Below are 24124 nucleotides of genomic sequence, written 5' to 3'. Positions count from 1 at the left end.
GGGCGTTCCAGGCGGATGACCTCCGCGCCCATCAGTGCAAGCTGCCCGGTGGCGTAGGGCCCGGCCAGCACATGCGTCAGATCGAGTATGCGGATGCCGTCAAGCGGCGGCGCAGGCCCTGCCGCGCCGGGTGCCGTGCCGGATGCGGTGTCGGCGCTCATTCCGCGGCGGTTCCGGCCATATCGTCCGTATCGTTCCATTCCACCGTCTCGCGGCGCTGGTAGTCGGTGAACCAAGCGGGATCGGTGCGGTGTTCCACGCGCCCGTCGGGGTAGATGCGCGCCACCGCGCGGCGCGAGGACAGGCAGAAGGCATGCACGCTCATCTGCATGCCGCCGGTGTGGCAGTAGCCCACCTCGATATGCGCGTCGATCACCATGTTCTTGCCCACGAAGCCCATCGCACCCATGCCGATGGAGTTGCCCAGTTCCTTGAACTCCTCCTCCAGCGCGGCGATCCTGGGGTCGGAATTGCGGTCGCCCACGGTGCGCAGGCAGGCGGCGCGCTTGCCCAGCACCATGCAGGTGTCCTTGCAGCCCCCCAGCCCGATGCCGATGATCGCGGGCTGACAGGCCAGCCCGCGCTTGCCGAAGGCCACGAGGCTGTCGAGGTAGAACCGTTTGATCCCCTCGATCCCGTCCGACGGGAACAGCATGCGGTAATCGGTGCCGAAGAGCCCGCCCTTGTGCACGGTGATCAGGTCGATCCACTCGCCGCCGGGCTCATACCCGTATTCGATCTCGGGCGCGCCGATGCCGACGTTGTTGTCGTGGTCGGTGCGCCACAGCGGATGCACCCGGTTGGGGCGCAGCGGCACGCCGTTGGTGCGGTTGGCGGTGGCGCGGCGCAGCGCGGCCTCCAGCGCGATGGGGCCGCCCTCGATCTGCGTGTCATTGCCCATCTTGACGTACCAGCGCGGCGTGCCGGTGTCGCCGCACATGGCGCGGCGGTCCTGCTTCGCGGCCTCGTAATTCTCCAGCATCGCCTGAAGGACGAAGGACGACAGGTCGCCATCCTCGGTCGCGGCGGCGTGTTGCAGCCCGGTCAGATAATCGTCGGGGATCTCGATGGCGGCCTTGTCCATCAGGGTTTCGGCCGTCGATTGGATGAGGTTGATCGGTATCATGATGCCTGTGCCACCAGCGTTTCGGGTTCGCCCTCGGGCAGAACGGTTCCACCGGGGCGGACGATGGTGAAGCGGACCGGCTCGCGCCGCACCTCCACCGTCTCGCCGCTCATCTGGGCGACGGTGAAATAGCTGTCCTCCATCGCGCCGCTGTCGGGGAAGTCTTCGCGGAAATGCGCCCCGCGCGAATTCTCGCGCGACAGGGCGGCCTTTGTGATGACCTCCGACACCTCGGTCAGCGAGGCGAGGTTCAGCCAGTCGTGCCATGTCAGGTTGAAGGCCAGCTCGCTGCCATCGACGCCGGTGTCCAGCAGCTCGGCGCCGATCTCTTCCAGGCGGCGCAGCCCGCGCGACATGCCGCCCTCGGTGCGGATGACGCCCACGTCTTCCCACATCGCTTCCTGCAGCTTCTTGCGCAGCGCCAGCACGTTGCCCGGCGTGCGGTCCAGCGGGCGGCGGGCGCGGGCGATTTCCGCCGCCAGCACGTCCTCGTCGGGCTCGCGCAGCGCGCCCATGCGGGCGATGTCGGCGCCCATCACGTCACCCGCGACGCCGCCGTAAACGGTTGAGTTCGCCACCCCGTTGCCGCCCAGCCGATTCGATCCATGCGCCCCGCCCGCGTCCTCGCCCGCGACGTAGAGCCCCTCCATCGCGGTGCGCGTGTCGGGATCGACCACCACGCCGCCCATGAAGTAATGCGCGGTCGGCACCACCTCGACCTTGCCGCCGGCCAAATCAAACCCCGAGTCCGCGCAACGCTTGACCATGCCCGAGAATTTCTTGCGCACGGTATGGGGGCCCAGATGCGCCATCGAGATGAACATGCCGACCTGGGCGGGATCGTTGTTCTTGCGCATCTCGGCGTAGATGCCGCGGCTGACCACATCGCGCGTCGCGCGCTCGCCCCCGGCGTCGTAGTCGTACATGAAGCGCTCTCCGCGCGCGTTCAGCAGATGCCCGCCCGCGCCGCGCAGGCCTTCCTCCAGCACGGTGCCGGTCATCCGCGTGTGATCGCCCGCCAGCAGCCCCGTGGGGTGGAACTGCACCATCTCCATGTCGCGCAGGGGCAGGCCCAGCCGCAGCGCCATCGCCAGCCCGTCCATCGTCTTGTCGCCCGAAGGCGTGTGATAGCGGTACATCGTCGGCCCGCCGCCGGTGCCCATCATCACCGTCTTGGCGCGCACGAAGCGAAAGCCGCCGGTGCGCATGTCGATGAAGAGCACGCCCGCCAGCGCCGAACCGTCGCGGGTGGGGATCAGCCCGATGGCGCGATGTTCCTGAAGCCGCTCGATCGGGCGCGACAGGACCTGCTCCATCAGGCGGTTGATGATCTCGATGCCCGTCAGGTCGCCCTTGTGCACGGTGCGGTCGGCGGTCTGCCCGGCGAAGGCCTTGTGGTGCAGGCTGCCGTCGGGTTCGCGGTCGAAGAAGCAGCCGATCTCGTTCTCCAGCTCGCGCACGCGCTCGACGGCCAGTTCGCACAGCTTCCACGCCATGTCCTGGTCGGGCAGCCACTTGCCGCCCTGGATCGTGTCCATGAAGTGCCGCTCGACCGAGTCGCCATGCCCCAGCGCCACGTTGTAGCCGCCCTGCACCATGCGCGTGCAGCCGCATTTGCCCAGCAGGCCCTTGACGGCGATGGTGATCTTCGTGCCCTCGGGCGCGGCCTGCTGGGCGTGCAGCGCGGCGAAAAGCCCTGCCCCGCCGCTGCCCAGGATCAGGATGTCGGTGTCGTGACGTTCGATCTGCACGGGCGGTCTCCTCACAGGGCGTTCAACAGGAAGGCGCCGGCCACCAGGAAGGCCCCGGCGAGGCTGACTGCGGCCAGCGTCTTCTGCCCCGCGCTCCAGGGCAGGAATTCCAGCGCCAGCAGGCGCAGCCCGCCGAAGAAATGCACCGCCAGCAGGAAGACGAGGCCGAATTCGGCGAACGTGAAGAAGGGGTTCGCCGTCCAGCCCAGCATCACGTCCATGCGCTCGGCCTCCAGCGCCTGGGACAGCAGCCAGAAATGCGCGGGCAGAAACAGCGCCAGACCCAGCCCCGACAGCCGGTGCAGCATGAAGGCCAGCCAAAGCGGGTGGCCGCGGTGGCGGCTGATCAGCGGGGTGGCGGGGGAAGTGTTCGCAAGGGTCATGCCAGTGTCACCGTCCAGACGGCGCGCGCCCCCATCAGCAGGAAGACCAGGAATGCGCCGCCCATCACCATGTGAAATCCGCGCTTGGCCAGCCCGGCCCATTCGCTGACGATCACCGCCAGCCCGATGGAGCCATGCAGCGCGGCGGCCGCCACGAAAAGCCCGTAGAACAGGAACCAGCCGACGGACCCTTGGGTGCGGCCGAGGATTTCCGCCGCGCTCAGCCCGCCCTGGATGGCGTAGATCATCACGCCCAGATGGACCAGCACGAAGGGGATCATCGCCATCGCGCTGAGCCGCTGGAACATGTAGAGACGGATATCCAGCATCAGCCCCTCCGCTTGAAGAAATTGCGCGCGGTGGCCCGTTTCAGCCCGGCGATGGCCGACAGCGGGTCCAGCTCGTTGGGGCAATGCGCGGTGCAGCTGCCCATGGAGTGGCAGTTGTGGCAGCCCCCGGCGGCGGAAACGGTTTCCAGCACCGCCTCGCGGCCGGCGTGCTTCTCGTCGTTGACGATGGTCCAGGCGCGTTGCAGCGCGGCGGGACCCAGGAAATCGGGGTTGGCCGCCACCGTGTCGCAGGCCGAATAGCAGACCGAGCAGTTGATGCATTCGATCCCCGCGTTGGCGGTGACGCGCGCCTGGCTTTCAGGCTTGACCGGCGCGATCGGGTCGGCGCGCGTGGCCGAGGCCCTGTGCCGCCCACCCGCCTTGACCCATTTGTTGAAGAACGGGTCCATGTCGGCGGCCAGGTCCTTGATGACCGGCAGGTTGCGCAGCGGCGCGACGGTCAGCTTGTTGCCGTCGAGCACCTTTCGCACATGGGTGCGGCAGGTCCAGCGCGGCGTGCCGTTGACCATCATCGCGCAGGACCCGCACATGCCCACGCGGCAGGCGAAACGGTAGGTCAGGGTCGGATCGGCGTGCTGCTGGATCCAGGAGACGACGTCGAGGATCGTCTGGCTTTCGTATTGCGGGACTTCGAAGGTTTCGTACCGCCCTCCGGCCGCGTTTCCGCGCCAGACCGATACCGACATCCGGTCGAATTCCTCGTTATTTTGCTGTGCGTCGGACAAGGCGATACCCGTTCTGGTCAGATCACACCCTGTATATTTGCAAGATAACTTAACAAAAAGCGGAAAAATCTAACGGTTAATTTGACTTTCTCTTACATAAACGCCGGGGCTCCGCAGCCCCGGCGGCGATGAATTCGCGCTCAAGCCTCTGCCGAAGGATTGAGCCGCGTGCGCCGCTGGGCCAGCGCGGCGCGGGTCCCCGCGCGCACGATGGCGAAGACGGTGATCGCTGTCAGCGCCCAGAAGAACCAGGTGATCGGCCCCCGGAACAGGATCGCGGGGCTGCTGCCCGACATCAGCATCGCCTGGCGAAAATTATCCTCCAGCAACGGTCCCAGGATGAAGGCGATCAGAAAGGGGGCGGCGGGCACGTGAAAGCGCATCATCAGGAACCCGACCCAGCCCATCACGAACATCACCCCCACGTCGAAGACGTTGTTGTTGACGGCAAAGACGCCGAAGACGCACAGGATCAGCACCGATGGCACCAGAATGCGGCGCGGAATGTCGGCCACGTATTTGAACCCCCGGATCGCGATGGAGCCCACGATCAGCAGGAACACCGAGCTGACGATCAGCCCGATGAACAGCCCGTAGATGATATCCACGTTCAGCACGAACATCATCGGGCCGGGTTGCAGCCCGTGCACCATGAAGGCGCCGATGATGATCGCGGTGATCACGTCGCCCGGCACCCCCAGCGCCAGCAGCGGGATCAGCGTGGCCCCCGCGACGCCGTTGTTGCCCGCCTCGGATGCGGCGACCCCCTCGACCTCGCCCTTGCCGAAATTGGCCTTGTTGGGCGATTTGCGCCGCGCCTCGGAATAGGACAGGAACGCGGAGGGCGCCGCGCCGATGCCGGGGATGGACCCCAGGAAAACGCCGATGAAGCTGCCGCGCACGATGCTGCGGAAACAGCGGCGGTAATCGGCAAAGCTGACCTTGTTCTGGCCGATGCTGCGGACCTTGCCCAGATGCCCGGTCGGATGCCAGACCATCGCCAGAACCTCGGGGATCGCGAAAAGGCCGATCAGCACCGCGATGAAATTCAGCCCTCCCATCATCGAGGGATCGCCGAAAGTGAAACGGTTGGTGCCGTAGACAAGATCGAGCCCCACCGTGGCCAGCAGCAGCCCCAGCATCGCGGAGAACGCGCCGCGCAGCAGGCTGTCGCCCGACACCCCCGCGATGATCGTCAGCGAAAAGAGGATCAGCGTGAAGAATTCCGGCGGGCCGAAGTTCAGCGCGAAGGACGCCAGCCACCCCGCGAACAGGATCAGCGCCAGGTTCGAGATCAGATCGGCCGTGCAGGACGCCCAGAGCGCCATGCCGAGCGCGCGCCCCGCCTCGCCCTTTTCGGCCATCGGATAGCCGTCGAGTACGGTGGCCGAGGACGCGGGCGTGCCCGGCGTCTTGATCAGGATCGCCGGGATCGATCCGCCAAAGATGCCGCCCTTGTAGACGCCAAGCAGCAGCAGGATGCCGGTGATCGGTTGCAGCGCGAAGGTGAAGGGCAGCGTCAGCGCCACGGCCATCGTCGCCGACATCCCCGGAATGGCCCCGCCGATGACGCCGATGGTGATCCCCCCCAGCAGCGCGAGAAAGGATTCGATATTGCTGACCAGCGCCAGGCCGGCTGTCAGACTGTCGAGAAAACTCATGGAAGCCTCACGAAATCGCCCTGCGGGATCGCGACACCGGCGACATGCGCGAAAAAGGCGTAAAGGATCAGGGGAACGGCGATGGCACAGACGACCGCCAGCACCGGATGGCGCGTGCGCACCAGAAAGGCCGTGGCCAGAAACACCGCGATGCTGGTCCAGACCATGCCGAGCCTGCCGATCACCAGCATCGTCACGATCATGATCGCGCCCATTGCCGCCAGACGGACGTAGCCCCTGCCCGTGTCGTCGATGGGCGGGTTCAGCGGTTCGCCCGGCTCGCCCCGGACCGCGCCGCTGAACAGCAGCGCCGCCCCGATCACGCCGGTCAGCCCGGCCAGCACATAGGGCCAGAAGACCGGGGAAAGCACGATGTTTCTGACGTTGCTGGGGGCCGAAACCCACTGCGGTATGCCGTAGAAGATGAGCAAGGCCGACAGCGCGAGCGCGCCGATGCCGAGCCTGGTCTGGATCTGCCGGTTTTCCAAATCTATCCCCCGGAAAAATGGCACGGTGCGGCGATCTGCGGGGCGGACCCGCACGCGGACCTGCCCGAGGTCATCGCCGCCCATGTGGCGAGAGGCCCCTCTCAGAGGGCCGGGATGCCGACGCGCCCCGGCCCCGCGAAATCGGGCTCAGCCCTCGATGCGCATTCCCAGCTTGTCGACCAGCGCGCGGAAGGTCTCATACTGGGTGTTGATGAACGTGTTGGCATCGGCCGGGCTCATCACATTGACGATGGAACCATTGGCCGTCATCGTCTTCATGAATGTCTCGTCCTTGGTGGCGGTCGCCATCCACTCGCCCCATTTCTGCGCCACATCGTCCGGCAGCCCGGCAGGGCCCGCGATGCCGGTCCATCCCACCAGCTTTTCGAGCTCGGGCTTGCCCAGCTCCGCGGCGGTCGGCGCGTCGAAGCCGACCAGCCGGTCCTTCGTCGTGACCAGGATCGGCGTCAGCTGCTTGTTGGCCACGAAGCTCTTGAGCGCGGAGGAATTGGTGCAGATGAACGTGGCCGTGCCGTTCAGCACCGCCGTCGCGGCCTCGCCTCCGCCCTTCTGCGGGATGTGGGTGGCCTGATCCAGCGGGTTCTCGACGCCGAATTCGCTCAGCACCATCGCACCGGCCAGATGCAGCAGCGACCCCACCCCGGAGGAGCTGTAGCTCACGCCGCCTTCCTTCACCTTGGCGACGAGATCATCCATCGACGCGATGCCGGAATCGGGGCGTACCGCGCAGACCACGGGGTTGATCTCATAGACGGTGACGAAGCGGAAATCGTCGAGCGTGTAGGGCAGCGTGGCCTTCATCGCGGGATTGACCGAATGCGAACCCACCCGCGCGAACAGCATGGTATAGCCGTCGGGCTTGGCGTTCTGCACGGCGACCGATCCGGTCGCCCCGCCGGCGCCGGTGACGTTCGACATGATCAGCGGCTCGCCCACCGCATCGCCCAGAGGCTGCGCGATGGCACGCGCGGAAATGTCGGTGGCCCCGCCCGCACCATAGGGGATGATCATGTTGATCGGCCGTTCGGGATATTCCGCGAGCGCGGGCGATGCCAGCAGCCCGGCGCTCAGCCCGGCGCCCAGGACGCCCGCGATGGCGATGGATCTCAGGTTCATATGTATTTCCTCCCAGTCATTGATTGATCGCTTTGTTTTCGGGCCTCAGTTCGTGCCTCAGTTCGGGCCGCAGTTTTCGGGGCTGGCCGGCGCTGCCTCCCACGGCGCCGGATCGCTTGTTGACAATTCTTATGGATAAGGCATTCTTAATAAAAGATGGTTTTTCTAAAGATCAGTGTTAGAAAATCTTACACCCTTACGGGGACGGAATGTCAATCAAGACCCTGAGGACGCTGGTTGCCGTGCAGGATCACGGCACATTCAGCGCCGCGGCCGAAGCTGTTTTCATCACCTATTCGGCGGTATCCCAGCAGATGAAGGCGCTGGAGGAAGAATATCAGCTCGCCATTTTCGACCGCAGCAAACGCACACCGGAGCTGACGCCCATCGGGCTGGCGCTGGCGGCGCGGGCGCGCGAGATCGTGCGCGCCTATGACAATCTGCTGCCCTCGATCATGGGCGAGGATGCGCTGAAGGGCGAGGTCATGCTGGGCGCGGTGCCTACGACGCTGACGGGGCTGGTGCCGCTGGGCATCTCGATTCTCAAGCGCGAATGCCCCGAGCTGCATATCCGGGTGACGCTGGAGCTGACGAACGCGCTTCTGACCCAGATCCGCCGGGGCACGGTCGAGGCGGCCATCATCTCCGCCCCGTCGATCGTTCCCGAAGGCCTGGTGATGCAGGAAATCGTGGAGGAACCGCTCCAATTGCTGGTTTCCGACAAGCTCGACAGCGATGACCCGTTCGAGATTTTGCGCACCCAGCCCTTCATCCGCTTCAACCGCGGCGCGGTGGTCGGCGAAGGGATCGAGCGCTGGTTGCAGCACAAGAAGATAACCGTGCACGAAAGCATGGAGTTGCAGGGCCTCGAGGCGATCTCCTCGATGGTCATGGCCAATCTGGGGGTGTCGATCTGCCCGCGGCCCTCGGTCGTGACCACGCAGATGCCCGGCACCCGCACGCTGCCACTGGGCGATGACGCGCCCAAGCGGCTTCTGGGGCTCGTGACGCAGGAAAGCAGCGCCAAGCGGCTGGTGGTGGACCGCATCTACGCCTCGATGCGGCGCGCGGTCGAAATCGGGCGGTTTCCGCCGGATATCGCGACCGGCGCCGCGCCCGCGCCGCCCATCGAACTGCCGAGCAACACCGGGAACGGATCTCAATGAGCTTTCACACCTTCGCCCTGCTGATCGCGGGGGCCGCGGCGGGCGGCTTCATCAACGGTCTGGCGGGTTTCGGCACGGCTCTGTTCGCACTGGGGTTCTTTCTGCAAATCATGGACCCGGTGCAGGCGGTCGCGGTGGTGGTCGCGCTGTCGGTGATCAGCGGGCTGCAAGGCATATGGGTCGTCCGCCAGACGATGCTGAGCGAAAAGCGCCGCCTGATGCGTTTTCTGTTGCCGGCGCTGGCGGGCATCCCGCTGGGCGTGTCGGTGCTGAGCTATCTCGAACCGCATAGCCTGAAGATCGTGATCGGCTTTTTCCTGGTCCTTTACGGCGGGTTCTTTTCGCTGCGCAAGACCTTGCCCCGGATCGAGGGCGCACGGCCCGGCACCGACATGACCATCGGCTTCGCGGGCGGCGTGCTGGGCGGTGCGGCGGCGCTCTCGGGCGCGCTGCCGACGATGTGGTGTTCGATGCGCAACTGGACCAAGGCCGAGACCCGCGCCGTGTTGCAGCCCTACAATGTCGCGGTGCTCAGCATCACGGCAGTGATGTTCATCGTGCAGGGGGCCTATACCCGCGAAAGCCTGATCTTCATCGCCGTGGCGGTGCCCGTGACGATGCTCATGGCGCAGATCGGGATCGCGGTGTTTCGCCATGTGCGCGACGATCATTTCCGCCGGTTGCTGATCGTGCTGACCTTCGTGTCGGGGGCGATCCTGCTGGGCCGGGAATTCTTCGCGTTCATGGCGTCCTGACGGCGCGGCGGGTCACCTGGCGATTTCGCGCCGCAGGGTGACGGTGCGCAGGACCGCGTCGGGCAAGCCCGCGATCCCGAGGCCGGGGTCCGCGCCCAATGTCCAGGCGCCCGCGTCCATCCGATCGGAAGGCGTGGCGAAGGCATCGCGAAGCGGATTGGGATTCACATCGACCTCCAGCAGGCCGGGGCCACCCGCGGCCGCCAGCAGATGCGCCGAGGCCGCCAGCCCGATACCGCCGCCCAGAAAATGCGGGCAATAGACGCGCCCCGCCGCAAGCGCCCGGCGCGCCACGTCCAGACAGCCGCTGCACCCGCCCCATTTCGCCACATCGGGCTGGATGTAGTGCAGATCGCCCTGATCCAGCGCGGCGGCGAAACCGGCGGCCCCGGCGATGTTCTCTCCGCCCGCCAGGGGCGTGGCGCCCGCCGTGCGCACGCGCCGCCAATCGGCGGGCGGGCAATCGGCGCGCATGGGTTCCTCCAGCCAGCCGATGCCCGCACCTTCGATGCGGCGCATGAAATCGACGGCCTGCTGCGCAGACCAGGCCTGATTGGCATCGCAAAAGAGCCGCTCGCCCGCGCCGAGATCGGCCGCGAGTTCCTGCAACCGTGCGGCATCGCGGGCCAGATCGAATCCCACCTTGACCTTGAAGGCGGTGAACCCCTGCGCGCGGGCCGACGCGACCATGCCGTGCGCCGCGTCGATATGGATGCCGCTGGCATAGGCGGGCACGCGCGGGGTCGGGTTGGGGATCGAGGTTTGCGCCCCTGCCCCGCCATCCGCGACCGACGCGGCCAGATGGGCGGCAAGGGTCTGGCCCGCGCGCCGCGCCGCCATGTCCCAAAGCGCGGTGTCGATGCCCGCCAGCACCTGCCGGAACGGTCCGAATTCACCGCATTGCAACGCGCGCACCTGCGTCTGCGCGTCGAGCCGCGCCGACAGCGCCTGCGGGTGACCGTCCGGCCCATGGGTGGCCAACCCCAGCACCAGCGGCGCGATGTCGTCGATCAGCAGGTTCACCCGATGCTCGGCGCCCGCGGCCGGCCAGTTGGCGAAAACCTCGCCCCAGCCGACGCCGCCGTCGCTGTCGCAAAGCCGCAAGAACACCGCCGGACGGTCGCGCATGATGCCGAAGGAGGTGGCGACCGGCGTTTCGATCCTGCTGCGGCAGGCCCAGGCTTCGATGTGAACGATGTGCGGCATGGCGGCTCCGGTTCGTGGCGCGGCGGCGGGGACTGCCGACACCGTCGGGTACCCTCGATACCGGCTTTGCCCCCGTCCGCCAAGGGCGCGGGGCAGGCGTTTGTGCGGCAGGCCCTAGCGGGTCGGGCGCGGGATTGGACGCGCGCTGTCAACGGGCTGACAAAGGGCGGGCGCCGGATCTGTCTTCGCGCGGCCCGTCCTCGTGCACCTCTGATCTCATGCGGAGCCGGAGCCGGAGCCGAAGCCGGAGCCGACGGCGGCGGCGCGGCCACTGTCGCGCATGGCGGGAAATTCCAGACAGACGGCGAGCCCGGGCTCTGCGTCTTCCAGCCGCAGCTCGGCGCCGTGCAGCTCCGCGATGGCGGCCACGAGGCTCAGCCCCAGACCGCTGCCCTCGCTCGTGCGGCTGCGTTCCAGCCGGTAAAGGCGGCGCAGCACGTTCTGGCGTTCGTGCTCGGGGATGCCGGGGCCGGTGTCGCGCAGGCGCATCAAGATCCGGCGCCCCCCGTCGAGGCGCGACAGCCCCACCGTCACGGTGCCGCCGGCCGGTGTGTGGCGCAGGGCGTTTTCGATCAGATTTGCCAGGATCTGCCCCAGCAGGTTGCGATCGCCCATGACCATGAAGGCGCCCCCGGGCCCAGTCTTCGGGCCTGCCTTCGGGCCTGCCTTCGGGCCAGTCTGCGGGCCAGTCTGCGGGCCAGTCTGCGGGCCTGCCTGGGGGCCATTTTCGGCCTGCCAGCGCAGCACATGGCCCGATTCCGCCGCGGCAGGCTCGAACACTTCTACCAGGCTTTCGGCAAGCGCGCCGAGATCGACGGGCACGAAACGCTCGCGCACCGCGCCGCCTTCCAGCTGGGCGATCTGCAACAGCGACTGGAACGTGCGCACGATATCGACGGTTTCCGACTGCGCATGCTCGACGATCTGGCGGGCCTCGTTGCTGAGCCCGGGCGTGTCACCCAACCGTTCCAGCAGAACCGACACGCGCTGGATCGGCGTTTTCAGATCATGAGCGATATCGGCCGAAATCTGGCGCAGCGAATCCACCGAGGCCGCCTGCGCCGCGCCCATCCGGTTGACCGACAGAGCGATCTGCGACAGATCGTCGGTCGCCTTTTCGGCCCCCGCGACGCGCGCGTCGAGCCGCCCGGCGGTCATCGCCTCCAGCGCGGCCTGGATGGCCTCCACCCGCTTTCGGGCCTGGCGCGCCACCCAGAATCCGATGGCCGAGGCGATCAGCAGCGTCGGCAGGAAGCTGAACATCAACACGGTCGAGAAGATCTCCGCCAGCTCGATGATCTGATCGCGCCCCTTTGCCACCAGCAGCACGCCGCGCCCGACCACCGCGCTGGAGACGAGATAGCTGTCGGCCGGATTGCCCTCGACCGCCGCCATGTCCTTTTCGTTGATGATCCGCCGGCCGGTCATCACCGGGAAGTTGTCGAAATTCGTGATCCGCCGCCCGCGGTCGGTCAGATAGACCAGCACCGTGTTGCGGTGGTCCACGATCGTCACATCCTCGGCGATGCGCTCTTCCAGCTCGGCCTGGCTGGAGAGGGAGCTGTAGGATTGGAAGATCTGCGCCAGCTCATGTTCCAGATCGGAATTCAGCTGGTTGCGGATCACCATGAAGGTCGCCCCGAACCCCGCCAGCATCGACAGCGAGAAGACGAGGATCAGAATGCCCGCCAGACGGACAGGGGTGGAGCTGAGCGTGGGGGCGGCAAAGCGCGATCTCATTGCGCCTCGATACGGTATCCGGCGCCGCGCACGGTCTGGATGAGGTCATGATCGAACGGCTTGTCGATTTTGGAACGCAACCGGCTGATATGGGTCTCGACCACATTGGTCTGCGGGTCGAAATGGATATCCCAGACGGCTTCCAGCAGCATGGTGCGCGTCTGGATGCGTCCGCGCCGGCGCAACAGGTGTTCCAGCAGCGCGAATTCGCGCGGCAACAGGTCGATCGTCTGGCCGCCGCGCGTGACCTTGCGCGTCAGCAGGTTCATTTCCAGATCCCCCGCGCGCAGGGCGGTGGGTTCATCGCTCATCTGCGGGCGGCGTCCCAGCGCCGCGATGCGCGCCGACAGCTCGCCAAAGACGAACGGCTTGATCAGGTAATCGTCGGCCCCCGCGTTCAGACCCTCGATCCGGTCATCGACCCCGCCAAGTGCGGTCAGCAGCAGGATCGGCGTCAGGTTCTTGGCGCCGCGCAACGTGCGTACCACCGACAGCCCGTCCAGCCCAGGCAGCATCCGGTCGACGACCAGCACGTCATAGGACGCCACGCTGGCCTGGATCAGCCCTTCGGACCCGGTGGGGATCAGATCGACCGAATGCCCCTCCTGCCGCAGCCCCTCGGCCACATAGGCGCCGGTGGTCTTGTCGTCTTCGATGACGAGTATCTTCATTGGTCTCTCTTGCTTGTCCCGCCCCGGTCATAAAGGCGGCCCCCGCAGGGGCCACCGTCATCTTCCGCCATCATAGCGCAATCACGGCCCATCGGGCCACTCAATTGACCTCGTTGGCCTCGTCCTGGCTTTCGTCTTCGCCGTCGCCACCGTTTTCGCCCATGGAATTTTCATCCTCATTGGCCTTGGCCGATACCTTCACGCTGCCGTCCGCGGGGTTGATCATCGCGAAGACCGGCGTGCCGTCGCTTTTCAGCAGCTCGACCTCATAGGTGGCCATCTGGCCGTTGCCGTCCGCACCCTCGAAAGAGGCATCCATCGCCTTGGCGCCGGTCTTGGTCTCGGCGGCCTTGATCGCGTCGCCCAGCGAGATCTTGGCCGATTGGAATGCCTGAAGCTCCGCCGCGTTGCCCGCGCCCTCGCTCGAGGCCATTGCCATGCTGCCGCCGATAAGGCCCAGGGAAACCGCCGTAGCCGCGCCGATAGTGCTGATCATCTTGCGTTTCATCTTGATCTCCTTGCATTGCGGGCGACGTTGTGCCGCCTCTGCCAATCAAGGTGCGAACGGTGTCCGACAAATGCCTTACGGCTATATTACAGAAGCGCAATTTGGTCGACACATGGGGAAATCCGGCGCCGCGGGGGTTTTGCGCCCTGCAAACACCCGCGGGCCGCGCATTGCAGAAACGTAACATTGGCGGAAGGCCGCCGATAGGAAGGATGCGCATTTTTGCACTCCGCGCGCCCCGCAACGGGCGTGCCTGCCGAGAAGAGCCTTTGAGAAGGACGGAAAGCCCAATGCCCGGTCCCTTGCCAGTTTCGCGCCCCTCCGTGGTTTCCGCTTTGCCGCGCGAGACCGGGCACCGCGAGATCTTCAACAAGGCGCCCGAAATCACCGCGTTCTTCTGGATCATCAAGGTGCTGGCCACGACGGTGGGCGAAACCGCGGCGCAGCTGCTGTCGCGGGACGCGGGCCTGGGCCGGACACCCGCGTTCCTGCTGGTGGCCGTCGCCGCCGTGCTTGCGCTGGGGGTCCAGTTCCGCACCGCGCGCTACGTCGCCTGGATCTACTGGCCCTGCGTGCTGCTGCTGGGGGTTCTGGGCACGTTGCTGGCCGGGATCATGGTCGGCCCGCTCGATCTTGAACCGCCCGTGGCCTCTGCGATGCTGGCCGCGCTGCTGAGCACGGTCTTCGGGCTCTGGTATGTGGCGGAGGGCACGCTCTCCATCCATGCGATCCTCACCCCGCGGCGCCAGACGTTCTATTGGCTGGCGGTGCTGCTGGCCTTCGCGCTGGGGACGATCGCGGGCGATCTGGTCACCGACGCGCTGGATCTGCGTTTCGGACCCGCGCTGGCGCTGTTCGGCATCCTGGTCGGGCTGGTCTATGTCGGCTACCGCAGCCATGCGATCGCCGCGGTGCTGGGGTTCTGGGCGGCCTTCGTGCTGACCCGCCCGCTGGGCGAGGCGGCGGGCGATCTGCTGGCGCAGGCGCGTGGCGGGCTGGGGCTTGGCGCGCTGGAAACCAGCGCGATCTTTTCTGTCGTGATCGCGGTGCTCGTGACCTATCTGAGCATCAGCGGCACCGATCTCGAACCCCTGCGCGAGGACATGAGGGCCTGACCCCCCAACCACCGGAATTCGGGTGTCACGCCCGCCGCATGCTGACGCCCGCGCGCGCGCCCTCCCCTGCGTCTGTCCCCTGCCCCTGCGTTTGCCCGCTGCCCTCTGCCGCTGCCCTGCGACCTATCGTTGCGGTTTTGCGTTTTGCACATCGGCCGCCTCGCACTTCGGGCGGCGCGGTGCTAAGCGGCGGCAGCAGCTGAAAGGGGCCCGTGCCGTGCGAAAGCTTTCCCGTCCGATCCTTCTTGCCACCCTCGCGCTGTCGGCGCTGCACGCGCCGCCGGCGCTCGCGCATGGCGACGCCGTCATCGACAGCCACACCGCCTTCAGCGCGTGGAACATCACGCCGGGGCTGTCCGGCCTGCTGGTGCTGACGGCGGTTGTCTATGCGCGGGGGGCCTTGCGGCGGCGCGGCAGCAAATCCTCGATCGGCCTGACCCGGCTGCGCCACGTGCTGTTCGCGGGCGGGTTGCTGGCACTGTTCATCGCGCTGCAATCGCCGCTGGACGCCATCGCGGAGCGTCTGTTCTTCGGCCATCAGCTTCAGCACCTGCTGCTGCGCATGGTCGGGCCGATGCTGCTTGTCCTGTCGCGCCCGCAGGCTGCGCTGATCGCGGGGCTGCCGCGCGGGGTGCGGCGCAAGGTGCTCGGGCCGGTCCTGGCCAACCCGACCGTCAGCGGCACGTTCAGCTGGCTGACGCGGCCCTGGCCCGCCTTCGTGCTGTTCGTGCTGTCGCTATACGTCTGGCAGGTTCCGCCGATCCATGCGGCCGCGCTGCTGAACCCGGCGCTGCATTATGCGATGCATGTGACGATGATGCTGGCGGGCTTCATCTTCTTCGCGATGATCTTCGATCTGCGCGACAGCCCGGCGGGCGCGCCCTATGGGCTGCGGGTGTTCCAGCTGTTCGCCACGATCGTCACGAACATCCTGCTGGGGTCGCTGACCACGTTGAAATCGATGGTGCTTTACGATGTCTACGACATCCAGGGACGCCTGTTCGACATGAGCCCGCTCGCCGACGAGACGGCGGGCGGCTTTGTCATCTGGGTGCCGTCCAGCATGATGATCATCATCGCGATCATCCTGACCATGCGCGGCTGGAACCGGATCGAGGTGCAGCGCTACGCGCGGCGCTATGAATGGACCGGGTCCAACACCGCCGCGCTGGAATTCCCCGAAACCGCCGAAGAGCTGCGGATGAAGGTGCGCGGCGCGAACCTGGCGGTGGCACAGGGGCTGGGCCTGGGCGTGTGCACGCTGTTCCTCGTGGTGATGACCACCGCCGTGACGGTGGTTTCGCTGTCGCATACCTGAGGCCGCAGGCACGCCGCCCCGTCCCGACCGCGCCAGCCCCGCCCGGCAAGGCAGGGGCGCCGGGGCTCAGCCGTGGCCGTATAGTGCCGCGCCCGCGTGCATGCAGGCGCTTTTCTCGAATTCCAGGGTCGAATGGTGGATGTCGAAACGTTCCGCCAGCACCCGCTTGATCGCGGCCTTGATCTGTTCGACATCCTCCCAGCGGCCTTCTTCGATCACCACATGGGTGTCGAGCGCGGATTCATGTTCCTGCATCTGCCAGAAATGCGCGTGATGCACATCGGCCACGCCATCGACACCCGCGACCGCGTCGATCACCGCGTCAGTTTCGACCTCGGGCGGGCTGCCCAGCATCAGGGTGTGGATCGTGCCGCCGATCTCGGTGAAGGCCAGATAGAGGATGTAGAGCGCGATGCCGATGGTGATCGCCGGATCGACCCAGCGGATATCGTAAAGCAGGATCAGCACACCGCCCACGATCACCGCGACCGAGGCCAGCGCGTCCGACAGGTTGTGCACGAAGAGCGCGCGGATGTTCACGCTGTCCTTCTGCATCGAATAGGTCAGCACCGCCGTGGCCGTATCCACGATCAGCGCGATGGTGCCCAGCCAGACGACCCACCACCCCTTGACCTGCGGCGGGTCGATGAAGCGCATGCCCCCTTCGTAGATGAGATAGATCCCGATCACGATCAGCGTGGTGTAGTTGATCAGCGCGGCCACCACCTCGACCCGGCGATAGCCGAAGGTCATGCGCGCGTCGGCGGGGCGCCGGGCGATCTTGCGCGCGCCGAAGGCGATGACCAGCGACGCCACATCGGAAAAATTATGCAGCGCATCCGCGATCAGCGCCAGGCTGCCCGCGATGATCCCGCCCAGCAGCTGTGCGGCGGTCAGGATCAGGTTGGCGGCGATGGCGATGCCGACTTTGCGGTCGCCCGCTTCGGGGTCGATATGGGCGTGGTCATGGGGCAAGGGCGGCTTCCTTATGTCTCTCAAAGCGGGTTCGGGCGTTGCGGACCGCGGTGCCGGTTGCGGTCGCGGTCGTGGTCAGGATTTTGATCGGGGGGTCAGGCCATCATCTCCTCCAGCGACATCAACAGCAGGAACCCCACAAAGAACATCGCCGTCACCCAGGGCTTGTCCGGCACCTCATGCGCCTCGACCAGCAGTTCCTCTGTCACCAGATAAAGCAGCGCGATCAGGCCAAAGCTGAGGAACCCCGTGACATAGACATCCGGCAACGCCGCGATGGGGGCGGACACCAGCGCGCCCAACGGCATCAAAAGCGCCATGCCAGCCACGATCAGCAGGATGCGCGCGCGGTTTTTCACCGTTTCCGACAGCTCCGTCGTGACCGCCAGCCCAAGGAACAGCACCTCGAGGCTCAACGCGACGGTCAGCAGCAACCCGGCCTTGGCCCCGGCGGCAAAGCCGATGCCAAGCACCAGACCGTCGATGAAGATATCCGCCCCCACCATCGTCAACAACCCCGACGGCCCCTTCACCACCCGTTCCATCTGCCGGATGCCCAGCATCACCGCGATGCCCAGAAACCCGCCCAGCAATGTGGCCGTCAACGAGCCGCCATGCATCACGTCCGGCATGATTTCCCCCGCCGCGGCGGCAAAGACCACGCCGGCGGCGAAATGCTGGATCGCGCTGACCAGAACGGGACCGGGGCGCAGTTTCACCGCGACCGCCGCGCCCAGAACGGTGATGGCGGCGGGGATGAGCGTGTAAATCCAGGCGGCGGTCATATTGGCATTCCGATAATCGAGACGGGGCGCCCCGCGCCGCGGGCGGGCGGGTTTTCAGGGGTCAACCATGTCGGCGCGCCTCCTGTTCCCCGCCTCATCCGCCGATGTCGTCATGTTGGGTCAGACATTCGGAATGGTCGCGCAACACTTCGAGCACGCGACAGTCGGCTACCGCGCCGCCACTGCATTGCTCGATCATGCGCTTCAGCTCGGTTTCCAGCGCCTGCAGGCGCAGCAGCCGCTGTTCCACCTGCCGCAGCTGACGCCGCGCGATGGAATCCGCCTCGGCGCAGGAATGCCCGGGACGATCGGCCAGATCCAGAAGCTCTCTGATCGCCTCCAGCGGGAAACCCAGCTGCCGCGCGTGGCGAATGAACGCCAGCCGGTCCAGATCCGCCACGTCATAGCGCCGCTGTCCCCCGGCGGTGCGTCCGGGTTCGTTCATCAGCCCGATCTGCTCGTAATAGCGGATCGTCTGGGTCTTGGTTCCGGTTTTGGTCGCGAGTCGTCCGATGGTCAGCATGGGGTCATCCGTCTTGCCTGGTTCCGGTCATGCCCTGTCCGCCCGGGGATGGCGAACAGGGTACATGTCGAATTTGGGGGTTGCGCGGGGAGGGGGCGGGCAGGTACTGCTAATGAGAACCGTTCGCAATTCTGCGATCCGGTCGTCATGTGCGAGAGAATGGAATGGATAGTTTGCTGACGCTTTCCCCGGTCATGCTGGGCCTTCTGGGCAGCCTTCTGGCGGGCCTGATGACCAGCGTGGGGGCGGCGCCCGTCCTGCTGGGGCGCACCCCCTCGCCCGAATGGCGCGACACGTCGCTGGGCTTCGCCGCGGGCGTCATGCTGGCGGCGTCGTTCTTTTCGCTGATCATCCCCGCGCTCGTCGCCGCCGAAACACGCTTCGGCGAAGGCCCGATCCCCGCGCTGATCGTCTGCGTCGCCATCCTGATCGGCATGGGCGCGGTGGCGCTGGTCAACGAGTTGATCCCGCACGAACATTTCAGCGTCGGGCGAGAGGGGCCCGAGGCCGCGTCCCTGCGCCGGGTCTGGCTGTTCATCATCGCGATCACCATCCACAACGCCCCCGAGGGGCTGGCCGTCGGCGTGGCCTTCGGCGCCGAGGGGATGGACGGCGGCTTTCCCGTCGCGCTGGGGATCGGATTGCAGAACGCCCCCGAGGGGCTGGCCGTCGCCGTCGCCCTGCTGGGCGAGAAATATTCCGCCCGCCGCGCCTTTTTCATCGCGGCGCTGACCGGCCTGGTCGAGCCGGTCACCGGGTTCCTCGGCGCTGCGGTCATCGTCTATGCGCAGCCGCTGCTGCCCTGGGGGCTGGCCTTCGCGGCGGGTGCGATGCTCTATGTGATCAGCCATGAGATCATCCCCGAAACCCACCGGCGCGGGCATCAGAACCGCGCCACCGCCGGTCTGGCGGTGGGGCTGGTGGTGATGCTGTTCCTGGATGTCTGGCTGGGCTAGAGGCGCCCGCCCGCGATCAGTGGCCATGGGCGAGCGCGGAGCCTGACACGGGCATCGCGGCGGCGCGGACCGGGTCGCGATGTGTCACCCCCTCGCCGCCCGAGGGCGCGGCGGGATCGGTGCCCTTGGCGCGCAGCAGCCGCAGCGCGTTGCCGACAACCAGCAGCGACACGCCGACATCGGCGGCAATCGCCCCCCACATCGTCGCCATGCCAAAGGCGGTCAGCGCCACAAAGGCGGCCTTGGTCGCCAGCGACAGGCCGATGTTCTGGCGGATGATCCCCAGCGTGCGCCGGGAATGGTCGACCAGCCAGGGCACCCTGGCGATATCGTCGGTCATCAGCGCGATGTCGGCGGTTTCGATCGCCGCGTCCGAACCCACGGCGCCCATCGCGATGGCGAAATGCGCCCGCGCCATGGCCGGGGCGTCGTTCACCCCGTCGCCGATCATCGCGACGACCTTGTGATCCGCGACCAGCGCCTCGATCGCGGCAACCTTGTCTTCGGGCAGCAGCTCGGCGCGCACCTCGTCGATGCCCACCGCATCGGCCACCGCGCGGGCCGTGCGGGCATTGTCGCCGGTCAGCATGACGATCTTCTTCACGCCCTGCGCATGCAGCCGCGCCACGATCCTTTCCGCCTCGGGGCGGATACGGTCGCGCAATTCCAGCACCCCCAGCAGGCCGCGGTCGTCGCCCACCGCGACCAGCGTGCTGCCCGCGCCCTCGATCCGCTCCACGATCTCGCGCGGCAGTTGATCCGCCAGCTCCTTTTCACGCGCGAAACGATCGGACCCCAGCCAGACGGCCCGCCCCTGGACCTGCCCCTCGACCCCCCGGCCGGGCACGTTGCGCGTGTCGTCAGCCGCGCCGACAGCGATGCCCAGCCGCTTGGCCTGCGCCAGGATCGCCTGTGCCAACGGGTGCGACGACCGCGATTCCAGTGCGGCGGCGGCGGCGATCAGATCGTCCTGCGTCGTGCCGTTCAGCGGATGGATGCCCGCCACCTCGGGGGTGCCCATGGTGATGGTGCCGGTCTTGTCCATCGCCAGCGCCTCCAGCCGGGCGGGGGCCTCGACATAGGCGCCGCCCTTGATCAGCACGCCGTTGCGCGCCGAAGACGCCAGCGCCGCCACGATCGACACCGGGGTCGAGATCACCAGCGCGCAGGGGCAGGCGATCACCAGCAGAACCAGCGCGTTGTAAAACCAGAACGCCCAGGCGCCGCCAAACAGCAACGGCGGCACCACGGCCAGCACCACCGCCAGAACCATCACGATGGGGGTGTAGATGCGCGCGAATTGCGTCACCCATTGTTCCACCTCGGCGCGGCGCGAATGGGCGTCGCCCACCATGCGGATGATGCGCGCCAGCACCGTGTCGCCCGCCCGTTTCGTCGCGCGCACCGTCAACGTGCCGTCGCCGTTGATGGTGCCGGCATAGACCTCGTCGCCCTGCTCTTTCGCGATCAGCGCGCTTTCCCCGGTGATGGGGGCCTGATCGACCTCGCCCGCGCCATGCTCGACCGTGCCGTCCAATGCGATCCGGTCGCCGCCGCGCACGATGAACCGATCCCCGACCGCCAGCTGGCTGGCCGGCACGTCCTCTTCGCTGCCATCGTCACGCACCAGCCGCGCGGTGGGCGGCGCCAGATCCAGCAAGGCAGAGACGGCGTTGCGCGCGCGCCCCACGCTCCAGCTTTCCATAAACAGCGACAGCGAAAAGAAAAAGGCGACCGTCGCGGCCTCGAACCAGGCGCCAAGCCCGATGGCCCCGGCCACCGCGACCACCATCAGCAGGTTCATGTCGGGCGCCATCCGGCGCAGTGCCGACCACGCCTTGGGCGCGACCAGCCAGACACCGGCCAGGATCGCCAGCGAAAAGGCCGCGATTTCCGCCCAGGGCATCGCCGTCGCGCCATGATCGGTAAAGATCCGCAACATGCCCGCAGGCCCCGTCTCCACCGCATGATAGAGGAAACCCACAGCCCAAAATCCGCCCGACAGGCCGGTGAACAGCTTTTGCCGTTTCAGATGCTCTGCCCGGTCGGCATCGGCGCGATCCGCATCCCACAGGCTGGCGGACATGCCGGTCTTGCCGATCAGCGCGATGATCTTGTCATCGGGCAGCGGCGTCGCGCTGTCGAGCACGGTCATGCGCCCGTTGATCACGTCGAAGGCCAGATGTTCGGTGCCCCCGACCGAGGGCCCCAGCGCCTTGTTCAGGATCGAAACCTCCTCTGCGCAATCCAGCCCGTTGACCAGAAAACTGCGCCCGGCCGCATCCACATCGCCCACGGGACCGATATCGCCGCACATCGTCCCTTCTGCGCCATGGCCGCAACAGCCACCCCCCATGCGGTGGGGGTGCGCGTGTGCGTGGTAATTCCCATGGGGGTGGCCGCCCCCGGCTTCGGTCTTGTGGCCGTCGTGCGGCTCCGCGCTATGATCGTGCGGCATCGGTTCGCTCCTGGATTCGTGCGTCCAGCAACAGATAGGAGCTACAGCCACTAGAGGTTCAAGAGAGTTTTTTCGCCTTCCCTTCCGTCCGCGCCAAGCTGTCGCTAGGCTGCCGCCGTATCAGCCGGGCCACGGCGCGACCGGCACCCGACAGGGCACCCCGAGGCCGCGGCCCGCCCCGGCGCTCAACAAAGGAACGACACCAATGGCACCTTCCCCGATGCGCAGCTTCGCCGTGATCGGTCTGGGCACTTTCGGCAGCACCGTCGCGACCGAGCTTGCGCGGTTCGGCAACCCCGTGCTGGGCATCGACAGCGACGAGCGGCGGGTCAACCGGGTGGCCGAGGACCTGACCGAAGCCATCATCGCCGACGGCCGCGATGAAAATGCGCTGCGTGAAGCTGGAGTGGGCATCTACGACGTGGTGCTCGTGGCCATCGGCGAAGATCTGGAATCCAACATCCTGTGCACGATGAATGCGCGGCTGCTGGGGGTAAAGACGGTCTGGGTCAAGGCGGTGAACCGAACGCATCACCGCATCCTGTCCAAGCTGGGGGTCGACCGCGTGATCTTGGCCGAACAGGAAATCGGCCAGCATATCGCGCAGATGCTGCACAACCCGCTGGTGCGCGACTATGTCAGCCTCGGCAACGGATATCATGTGGTCGACCTGCAGGTGCCCGAGCAGCTCGACGGGCAGCATGTCGCCGACAAGAACCTGCTTCCGCCCTTCGATCTGGTGGCGCTGGGGCAGATGCGCGAGCAGACGTTCATACCCTGCAACGAAGACGCGATTCTGAAAACCGAGGACAAGCTGCTGCTGCTGGGTCGGCGCCAGGATCTGCGCCGCTTTGCCGAAAGCTTGCGGTCGGCCACGTGACGCGTCCCTTCGTCAGGCATGTCGACGCGCGGCTGCTGCGCCGGGTGCCGCCGCCCCTGGTTCTGATGCTGCTTTACGCGGCGCTGATCGTGCTGGGCACGTTGGTGCTGAAGCTGCCGCCTGCCGTCACGACCCCCATCACCTGGTCCGCCGCCCTGTTCACCGCGACCTCGGCAGTCACCGTCACCGGGCTGTCGGTCATCGACACCGGCACCGGGTTCACCTTTTTCGGGCAGGCCGTGATCGCGGTGCTGATCCAGCTGGGCGGGCTGGGTCTGATGAGCTTCGCGGTGCTGATGCTGTCGCTGCTGAAGCAATCGGTCGGCTTTTCGTCCAAGTTCTACCTGCGCGAGGACCTCAACCAGACCTCGCTGAGCGATCTGACGCGGCTGGTGCGGGTGATCCTGCGCGTCGTGCTGACCTTCGAGATCATCGGTGCCCTGCTGCTGGCGCTGGTCTTCGTGCCGCGCTACGGCTGGGCGCAAGGCATGTGGGACGCGGTGTTCCACGCGGTCTCCGCCTTCAACAACGCGGGTTTCGCGCTGTTTCCGGACAATCTTGCCGGGTTCGTCGATCACCCGCTGATCAACCTCGTGATCCCGGCGCTTTTCATCGTCGGCGGGCTCGGGTTCACCGTTTTGTCCGATCTCAACCGCAAGCGGAACTGGCGGCACCTGTCGCTGCACAGCAAGATCATGCTGTCGGGCACCGCCCTGCTGATCGCCTGGTCGGTCGTCGCCTTCGCGCTGCTGGAATGGCATAATCCGCGGACGCTGGGCCAGCTGGACGGCACCGGCGCGCGGCTCATGGCCAGCTGGTTTCAGGCGGTGACGACGCGCACCGCAGGGTTCAACACCGTCGATATCGCCTCATTGCATGACAACACCTCGCTGATGATGATGGCGCTGATGATGATCGGGGGCGGCAGCACCTCCACCGCGGGCGGCATCAAGGTCACCACGTTTGTGGTTCTGCTGCTGGCGACACTGGCGTTTTTCCGGCGCCGCTCCACGTTGCATGTGTTCGGGCGCAGCCTTGGGGTCAGCGAAGTGATCAAGGTCCTCGCCCTCAGCATGATGAGCGTGCTGACGGTCATGACCGCGATGTTTTTCATCCTGCTGTCGCATGACGGGGAATTCCTGGATCTGGCCTTCGATGTGGTTTCGGCCTTCGGCACCGTGGGGCTGTCGCGCGGGGCGATGGTCGACATTGACGGGTTTGGCCGGATCATCATCATGGCGCTGATGTTCGTCGGCAGGGTGGGGCCGCTGACGCTGGGATTTTTCCTGGCCACCCACCTGCCCCCGCTGATCCGGTATCCACCGGGCACCGTGCATCTGGGCTGAGGCGAAACCGGCCCGAAGCGCCGCCCGCGCGTCTTTCGCACGTCGGCGCGCGCCGCCTGCCCTCTCGACATTTGCGCGCCATGAGAGGATACCGGCCCGTG

24 protein-coding genes are annotated in these 24124 nt (G+C 66.7%); 7 read left to right on the top strand and 17 right to left on the bottom strand.

Annotated elements, in window-relative coordinates; genetic code table 11:
- From ACU0BR_RS12840 to ACU0BR_RS12800, 9 genes are all read right to left on the bottom strand, one after another.
- On the bottom strand, window positions 1–161 hold a 161-nt coding region (locus ACU0BR_RS12840), incomplete at its 3' end, for a CoA transferase (protein ID WP_446157228.1).
- Window positions 158–1126 carry a fumarate hydratase gene (locus ACU0BR_RS12835; RefSeq protein ID WP_446157223.1) on the bottom strand — a complete coding sequence of 323 codons (969 nt, stop codon included), beginning with the start codon at window positions 1124–1126 and terminating at the stop codon, window positions 158–160. The genes ACU0BR_RS12840 and ACU0BR_RS12835, both read right to left, overlap by 4 nt.
- Complete coding sequence (locus tag ACU0BR_RS12830; protein ID WP_446157222.1) at window positions 1123–2877, bottom strand: L-aspartate oxidase; 1755 nt, start codon at window positions 2875–2877, stop codon at window positions 1123–1125. Before ACU0BR_RS12830 ends, ACU0BR_RS12835 begins: the two co-directional genes overlap by 4 nt.
- 11 nt (window positions 2878–2888) lie before the next feature.
- Window positions 2889–3260: a succinate dehydrogenase, cytochrome b556 subunit gene (locus tag ACU0BR_RS12825; protein WP_446157221.1), complete on the bottom strand. Its 372-nt coding sequence runs from the start codon at window positions 3258–3260 to the stop codon at window positions 2889–2891.
- A complete protein-coding gene (locus ACU0BR_RS12820) occupies window positions 3257–3589 on the bottom strand; it encodes a succinate dehydrogenase (RefSeq protein ID WP_446157220.1) in 333 nt (110 codons plus the stop codon). Before ACU0BR_RS12820 ends, ACU0BR_RS12825 begins: the two co-directional genes overlap by 4 nt.
- The gene (locus ACU0BR_RS12815; protein ID WP_446157227.1) at window positions 3589–4296 is read right to left on the bottom strand and encodes a succinate dehydrogenase/fumarate reductase iron-sulfur subunit; all 708 of its coding nucleotides are present in this window, start codon (window positions 4294–4296) and stop codon (window positions 3589–3591) included. Before ACU0BR_RS12815 ends, ACU0BR_RS12820 begins: the two co-directional genes overlap by 1 nt.
- A 179-nt stretch (window positions 4297–4475) precedes the next feature.
- Complete coding sequence (locus ACU0BR_RS12810) at window positions 4476–5996, bottom strand: tripartite tricarboxylate transporter permease (protein WP_446157219.1); 1521 nt, start codon at window positions 5994–5996, stop codon at window positions 4476–4478.
- Window positions 5993–6568, bottom strand: coding sequence for a tripartite tricarboxylate transporter TctB family protein (locus tag ACU0BR_RS12805; RefSeq protein ID WP_446157218.1), 576 nt, complete (start codon window positions 6566–6568; stop codon window positions 5993–5995). Before ACU0BR_RS12805 ends, ACU0BR_RS12810 begins: the two co-directional genes overlap by 4 nt.
- Before the next feature lie 63 nt (window positions 6569–6631).
- The gene (locus ACU0BR_RS12800; RefSeq protein ID WP_446157217.1) at window positions 6632–7621 is read right to left on the bottom strand and encodes a Bug family tripartite tricarboxylate transporter substrate binding protein; all 990 of its coding nucleotides are present in this window, start codon (window positions 7619–7621) and stop codon (window positions 6632–6634) included.
- Window positions 7622–7830: 209 nt separating this feature from the next.
- On the opposite strand from ACU0BR_RS12800, the gene ACU0BR_RS12795 reads away from it, so the two are divergent.
- A complete protein-coding gene (locus ACU0BR_RS12795; RefSeq protein ID WP_446157216.1) occupies window positions 7831–8787 on the top strand; it encodes a LysR family transcriptional regulator in 957 nt (318 codons plus the stop codon).
- Window positions 8784–9542 carry a sulfite exporter TauE/SafE family protein gene (locus ACU0BR_RS12790; RefSeq protein WP_446157215.1) on the top strand — a complete coding sequence of 253 codons (759 nt, stop codon included), beginning with the start codon at window positions 8784–8786 and terminating at the stop codon, window positions 9540–9542. Before ACU0BR_RS12795 ends, ACU0BR_RS12790 begins: the two co-directional genes overlap by 4 nt.
- Before the next feature lie 12 nt (window positions 9543–9554).
- Here ACU0BR_RS12790 and ACU0BR_RS12785 read toward each other — a convergent pair whose 3' ends face one another.
- The 4 genes from ACU0BR_RS12785 to ACU0BR_RS12770 form a co-directional block, all read right to left on the bottom strand.
- Window positions 9555–10748, bottom strand: a complete 1194-nt coding sequence (locus ACU0BR_RS12785; protein WP_446157214.1) for a mandelate racemase/muconate lactonizing enzyme family protein — start codon at window positions 10746–10748, stop codon at window positions 9555–9557.
- A gap of 216 nt (window positions 10749–10964) precedes the next feature.
- Window positions 10965–12488 (bottom strand): ATP-binding protein, encoded by a 1524-nt coding sequence (locus ACU0BR_RS12780; RefSeq protein WP_446157213.1) that lies wholly within the window; start codon window positions 12486–12488, stop codon window positions 10965–10967.
- Window positions 12485–13159 carry a winged helix-turn-helix domain-containing protein gene (locus ACU0BR_RS12775; protein ID WP_446157212.1) on the bottom strand — a complete coding sequence of 225 codons (675 nt, stop codon included), beginning with the start codon at window positions 13157–13159 and terminating at the stop codon, window positions 12485–12487. The genes ACU0BR_RS12780 and ACU0BR_RS12775 overlap by 4 nt, the downstream gene beginning before the upstream one ends.
- A 100-nt stretch (window positions 13160–13259) precedes the next feature.
- Entirely contained in the window at window positions 13260–13667 is a 408-nt protein-coding gene (locus ACU0BR_RS12770; RefSeq protein WP_446157211.1) for a PepSY domain-containing protein, read from the bottom strand.
- Between the two features lie 290 nt (window positions 13668–13957).
- On the opposite strand from ACU0BR_RS12770, the gene ACU0BR_RS12765 reads away from it, so the two are divergent.
- Together ACU0BR_RS12765 and ACU0BR_RS12760 are read left to right on the top strand one after the other, a co-directional pair.
- Window positions 13958–14782 carry a COG4705 family protein gene (locus ACU0BR_RS12765; RefSeq protein ID WP_446157210.1) on the top strand — a complete coding sequence of 275 codons (825 nt, stop codon included), beginning with the start codon at window positions 13958–13960 and terminating at the stop codon, window positions 14780–14782.
- 217 nt (window positions 14783–14999) lie between these two features.
- A complete protein-coding gene (locus ACU0BR_RS12760) occupies window positions 15000–16100 on the top strand; it encodes a cytochrome c oxidase assembly protein (protein WP_446157209.1) in 1101 nt (366 codons plus the stop codon).
- Window positions 16101–16166: 66 nt separating this feature from the next.
- Here the strand turns inward: ACU0BR_RS12760 and ACU0BR_RS12755 are convergent, their stop codons facing one another.
- The 3 genes from ACU0BR_RS12755 to ACU0BR_RS12745 form a co-directional block, all read right to left on the bottom strand.
- Complete coding sequence (locus ACU0BR_RS12755; protein WP_446157208.1) at window positions 16167–17075, bottom strand: cation diffusion facilitator family transporter; 909 nt, start codon at window positions 17073–17075, stop codon at window positions 16167–16169.
- A gap of 95 nt (window positions 17076–17170) precedes the next feature.
- Window positions 17171–17860, bottom strand: a complete 690-nt coding sequence (locus ACU0BR_RS12750) for a ZIP family metal transporter (RefSeq protein ID WP_446157207.1) — start codon at window positions 17858–17860, stop codon at window positions 17171–17173.
- Between the two features lie 94 nt (window positions 17861–17954).
- Complete coding sequence (locus ACU0BR_RS12745) at window positions 17955–18383, bottom strand: MerR family transcriptional regulator (protein WP_446157206.1); 429 nt, start codon at window positions 18381–18383, stop codon at window positions 17955–17957.
- A 173-nt stretch (window positions 18384–18556) separates the two neighbouring features.
- On the opposite strand from ACU0BR_RS12745, the gene ACU0BR_RS12740 reads away from it, so the two are divergent.
- Window positions 18557–19339: a ZIP family metal transporter gene (locus ACU0BR_RS12740; protein WP_446157226.1), complete on the top strand. Its 783-nt coding sequence runs from the start codon at window positions 18557–18559 to the stop codon at window positions 19337–19339.
- 16 nt (window positions 19340–19355) lie between these two features.
- Here ACU0BR_RS12740 and ACU0BR_RS12735 read toward each other — a convergent pair whose 3' ends face one another.
- Window positions 19356–21695 carry a heavy metal translocating P-type ATPase gene (locus ACU0BR_RS12735; protein ID WP_446157225.1) on the bottom strand — a complete coding sequence of 780 codons (2340 nt, stop codon included), beginning with the start codon at window positions 21693–21695 and terminating at the stop codon, window positions 19356–19358.
- A gap of 307 nt (window positions 21696–22002) precedes the next feature.
- Between ACU0BR_RS12735 and ACU0BR_RS12730 the strand changes: the two genes are divergently transcribed.
- Together ACU0BR_RS12730 and ACU0BR_RS12725 are read left to right on the top strand one after the other, a co-directional pair.
- Entirely contained in the window at window positions 22003–22677 is a 675-nt protein-coding gene (locus ACU0BR_RS12730; RefSeq protein ID WP_446157205.1) for a potassium channel family protein, read from the top strand.
- Window positions 22674–24023: a TrkH family potassium uptake protein gene (locus ACU0BR_RS12725; protein WP_446157204.1), complete on the top strand. Its 1350-nt coding sequence runs from the start codon at window positions 22674–22676 to the stop codon at window positions 24021–24023. Before ACU0BR_RS12730 ends, ACU0BR_RS12725 begins: the two co-directional genes overlap by 4 nt.
- Window positions 24024–24124: the final 101 nt, after the last annotated feature.

It is taken from the genome of Brevirhabdus sp. (assembly GCF_052826345.1).
Note: the sequence above shows the minus strand (reverse complement) of the source record. Positions and strands in the feature narration are given on the sequence as shown.

Excerpts from the sequence above, each read along its gene's own strand:
- ACU0BR_RS12835 (WP_446157223.1), bottom strand. The coding sequence starts at position 1,126 with ATGATACCGATCAACCTCATCCAATCGACGGCCGAAACCCTGATGGAC.
- ACU0BR_RS12825 (WP_446157221.1), bottom strand. The coding sequence starts at position 3,260 with ATGACCCTTGCGAACACTTCCCCCGCCACCCCGCTGATCAGCCGCCAC.
- ACU0BR_RS12820 (WP_446157220.1), bottom strand. The coding sequence starts at position 3,589 with ATGCTGGATATCCGTCTCTACATGTTCCAGCGGCTCAGCGCGATGGCG.
- ACU0BR_RS12815 (WP_446157227.1), bottom strand. The coding sequence starts at position 4,296 with ATGTCGGTATCGGTCTGGCGCGGAAACGCGGCCGGAGGGCGGTACGAA.
- ACU0BR_RS12810 (WP_446157219.1), bottom strand. The coding sequence starts at position 5,996 with ATGAGTTTTCTCGACAGTCTGACAGCCGGCCTGGCGCTGGTCAGCAAT.
- ACU0BR_RS12805 (WP_446157218.1), bottom strand. The coding sequence starts at position 6,568 with ATGGGCGGCGATGACCTCGGGCAGGTCCGCGTGCGGGTCCGCCCCGCA.
- ACU0BR_RS12800 (WP_446157217.1), bottom strand. The coding sequence starts at position 7,621 with ATGAACCTGAGATCCATCGCCATCGCGGGCGTCCTGGGCGCCGGGCTG.
- ACU0BR_RS12795 (WP_446157216.1), top strand. The coding sequence starts at position 7,831 with ATGTCAATCAAGACCCTGAGGACGCTGGTTGCCGTGCAGGATCACGGC.
- ACU0BR_RS12790 (WP_446157215.1), top strand. The coding sequence starts at position 8,784 with ATGAGCTTTCACACCTTCGCCCTGCTGATCGCGGGGGCCGCGGCGGGC.
- ACU0BR_RS12785 (WP_446157214.1), bottom strand. The coding sequence starts at position 10,748 with ATGCCGCACATCGTTCACATCGAAGCCTGGGCCTGCCGCAGCAGGATC.
- ACU0BR_RS12780 (WP_446157213.1), bottom strand. The coding sequence starts at position 12,488 with ATGAGATCGCGCTTTGCCGCCCCCACGCTCAGCTCCACCCCTGTCCGT.
- ACU0BR_RS12775 (WP_446157212.1), bottom strand. The coding sequence starts at position 13,159 with ATGAAGATACTCGTCATCGAAGACGACAAGACCACCGGCGCCTATGTG.
- ACU0BR_RS12770 (WP_446157211.1), bottom strand. The coding sequence starts at position 13,667 with ATGAAACGCAAGATGATCAGCACTATCGGCGCGGCTACGGCGGTTTCC.
- ACU0BR_RS12765 (WP_446157210.1), top strand. The coding sequence starts at position 13,958 with ATGCCCGGTCCCTTGCCAGTTTCGCGCCCCTCCGTGGTTTCCGCTTTG.
- ACU0BR_RS12750 (WP_446157207.1), bottom strand. The coding sequence starts at position 17,860 with ATGACCGCCGCCTGGATTTACACGCTCATCCCCGCCGCCATCACCGTT.
- ACU0BR_RS12745 (WP_446157206.1), bottom strand. The coding sequence starts at position 18,383 with ATGCTGACCATCGGACGACTCGCGACCAAAACCGGAACCAAGACCCAG.
- ACU0BR_RS12735 (WP_446157225.1), bottom strand. The coding sequence starts at position 21,695 with ATGGGGGGTGGCTGTTGCGGCCATGGCGCAGAAGGGACGATGTGCGGC.
- ACU0BR_RS12730 (WP_446157205.1), top strand. The coding sequence starts at position 22,003 with ATGGCACCTTCCCCGATGCGCAGCTTCGCCGTGATCGGTCTGGGCACT.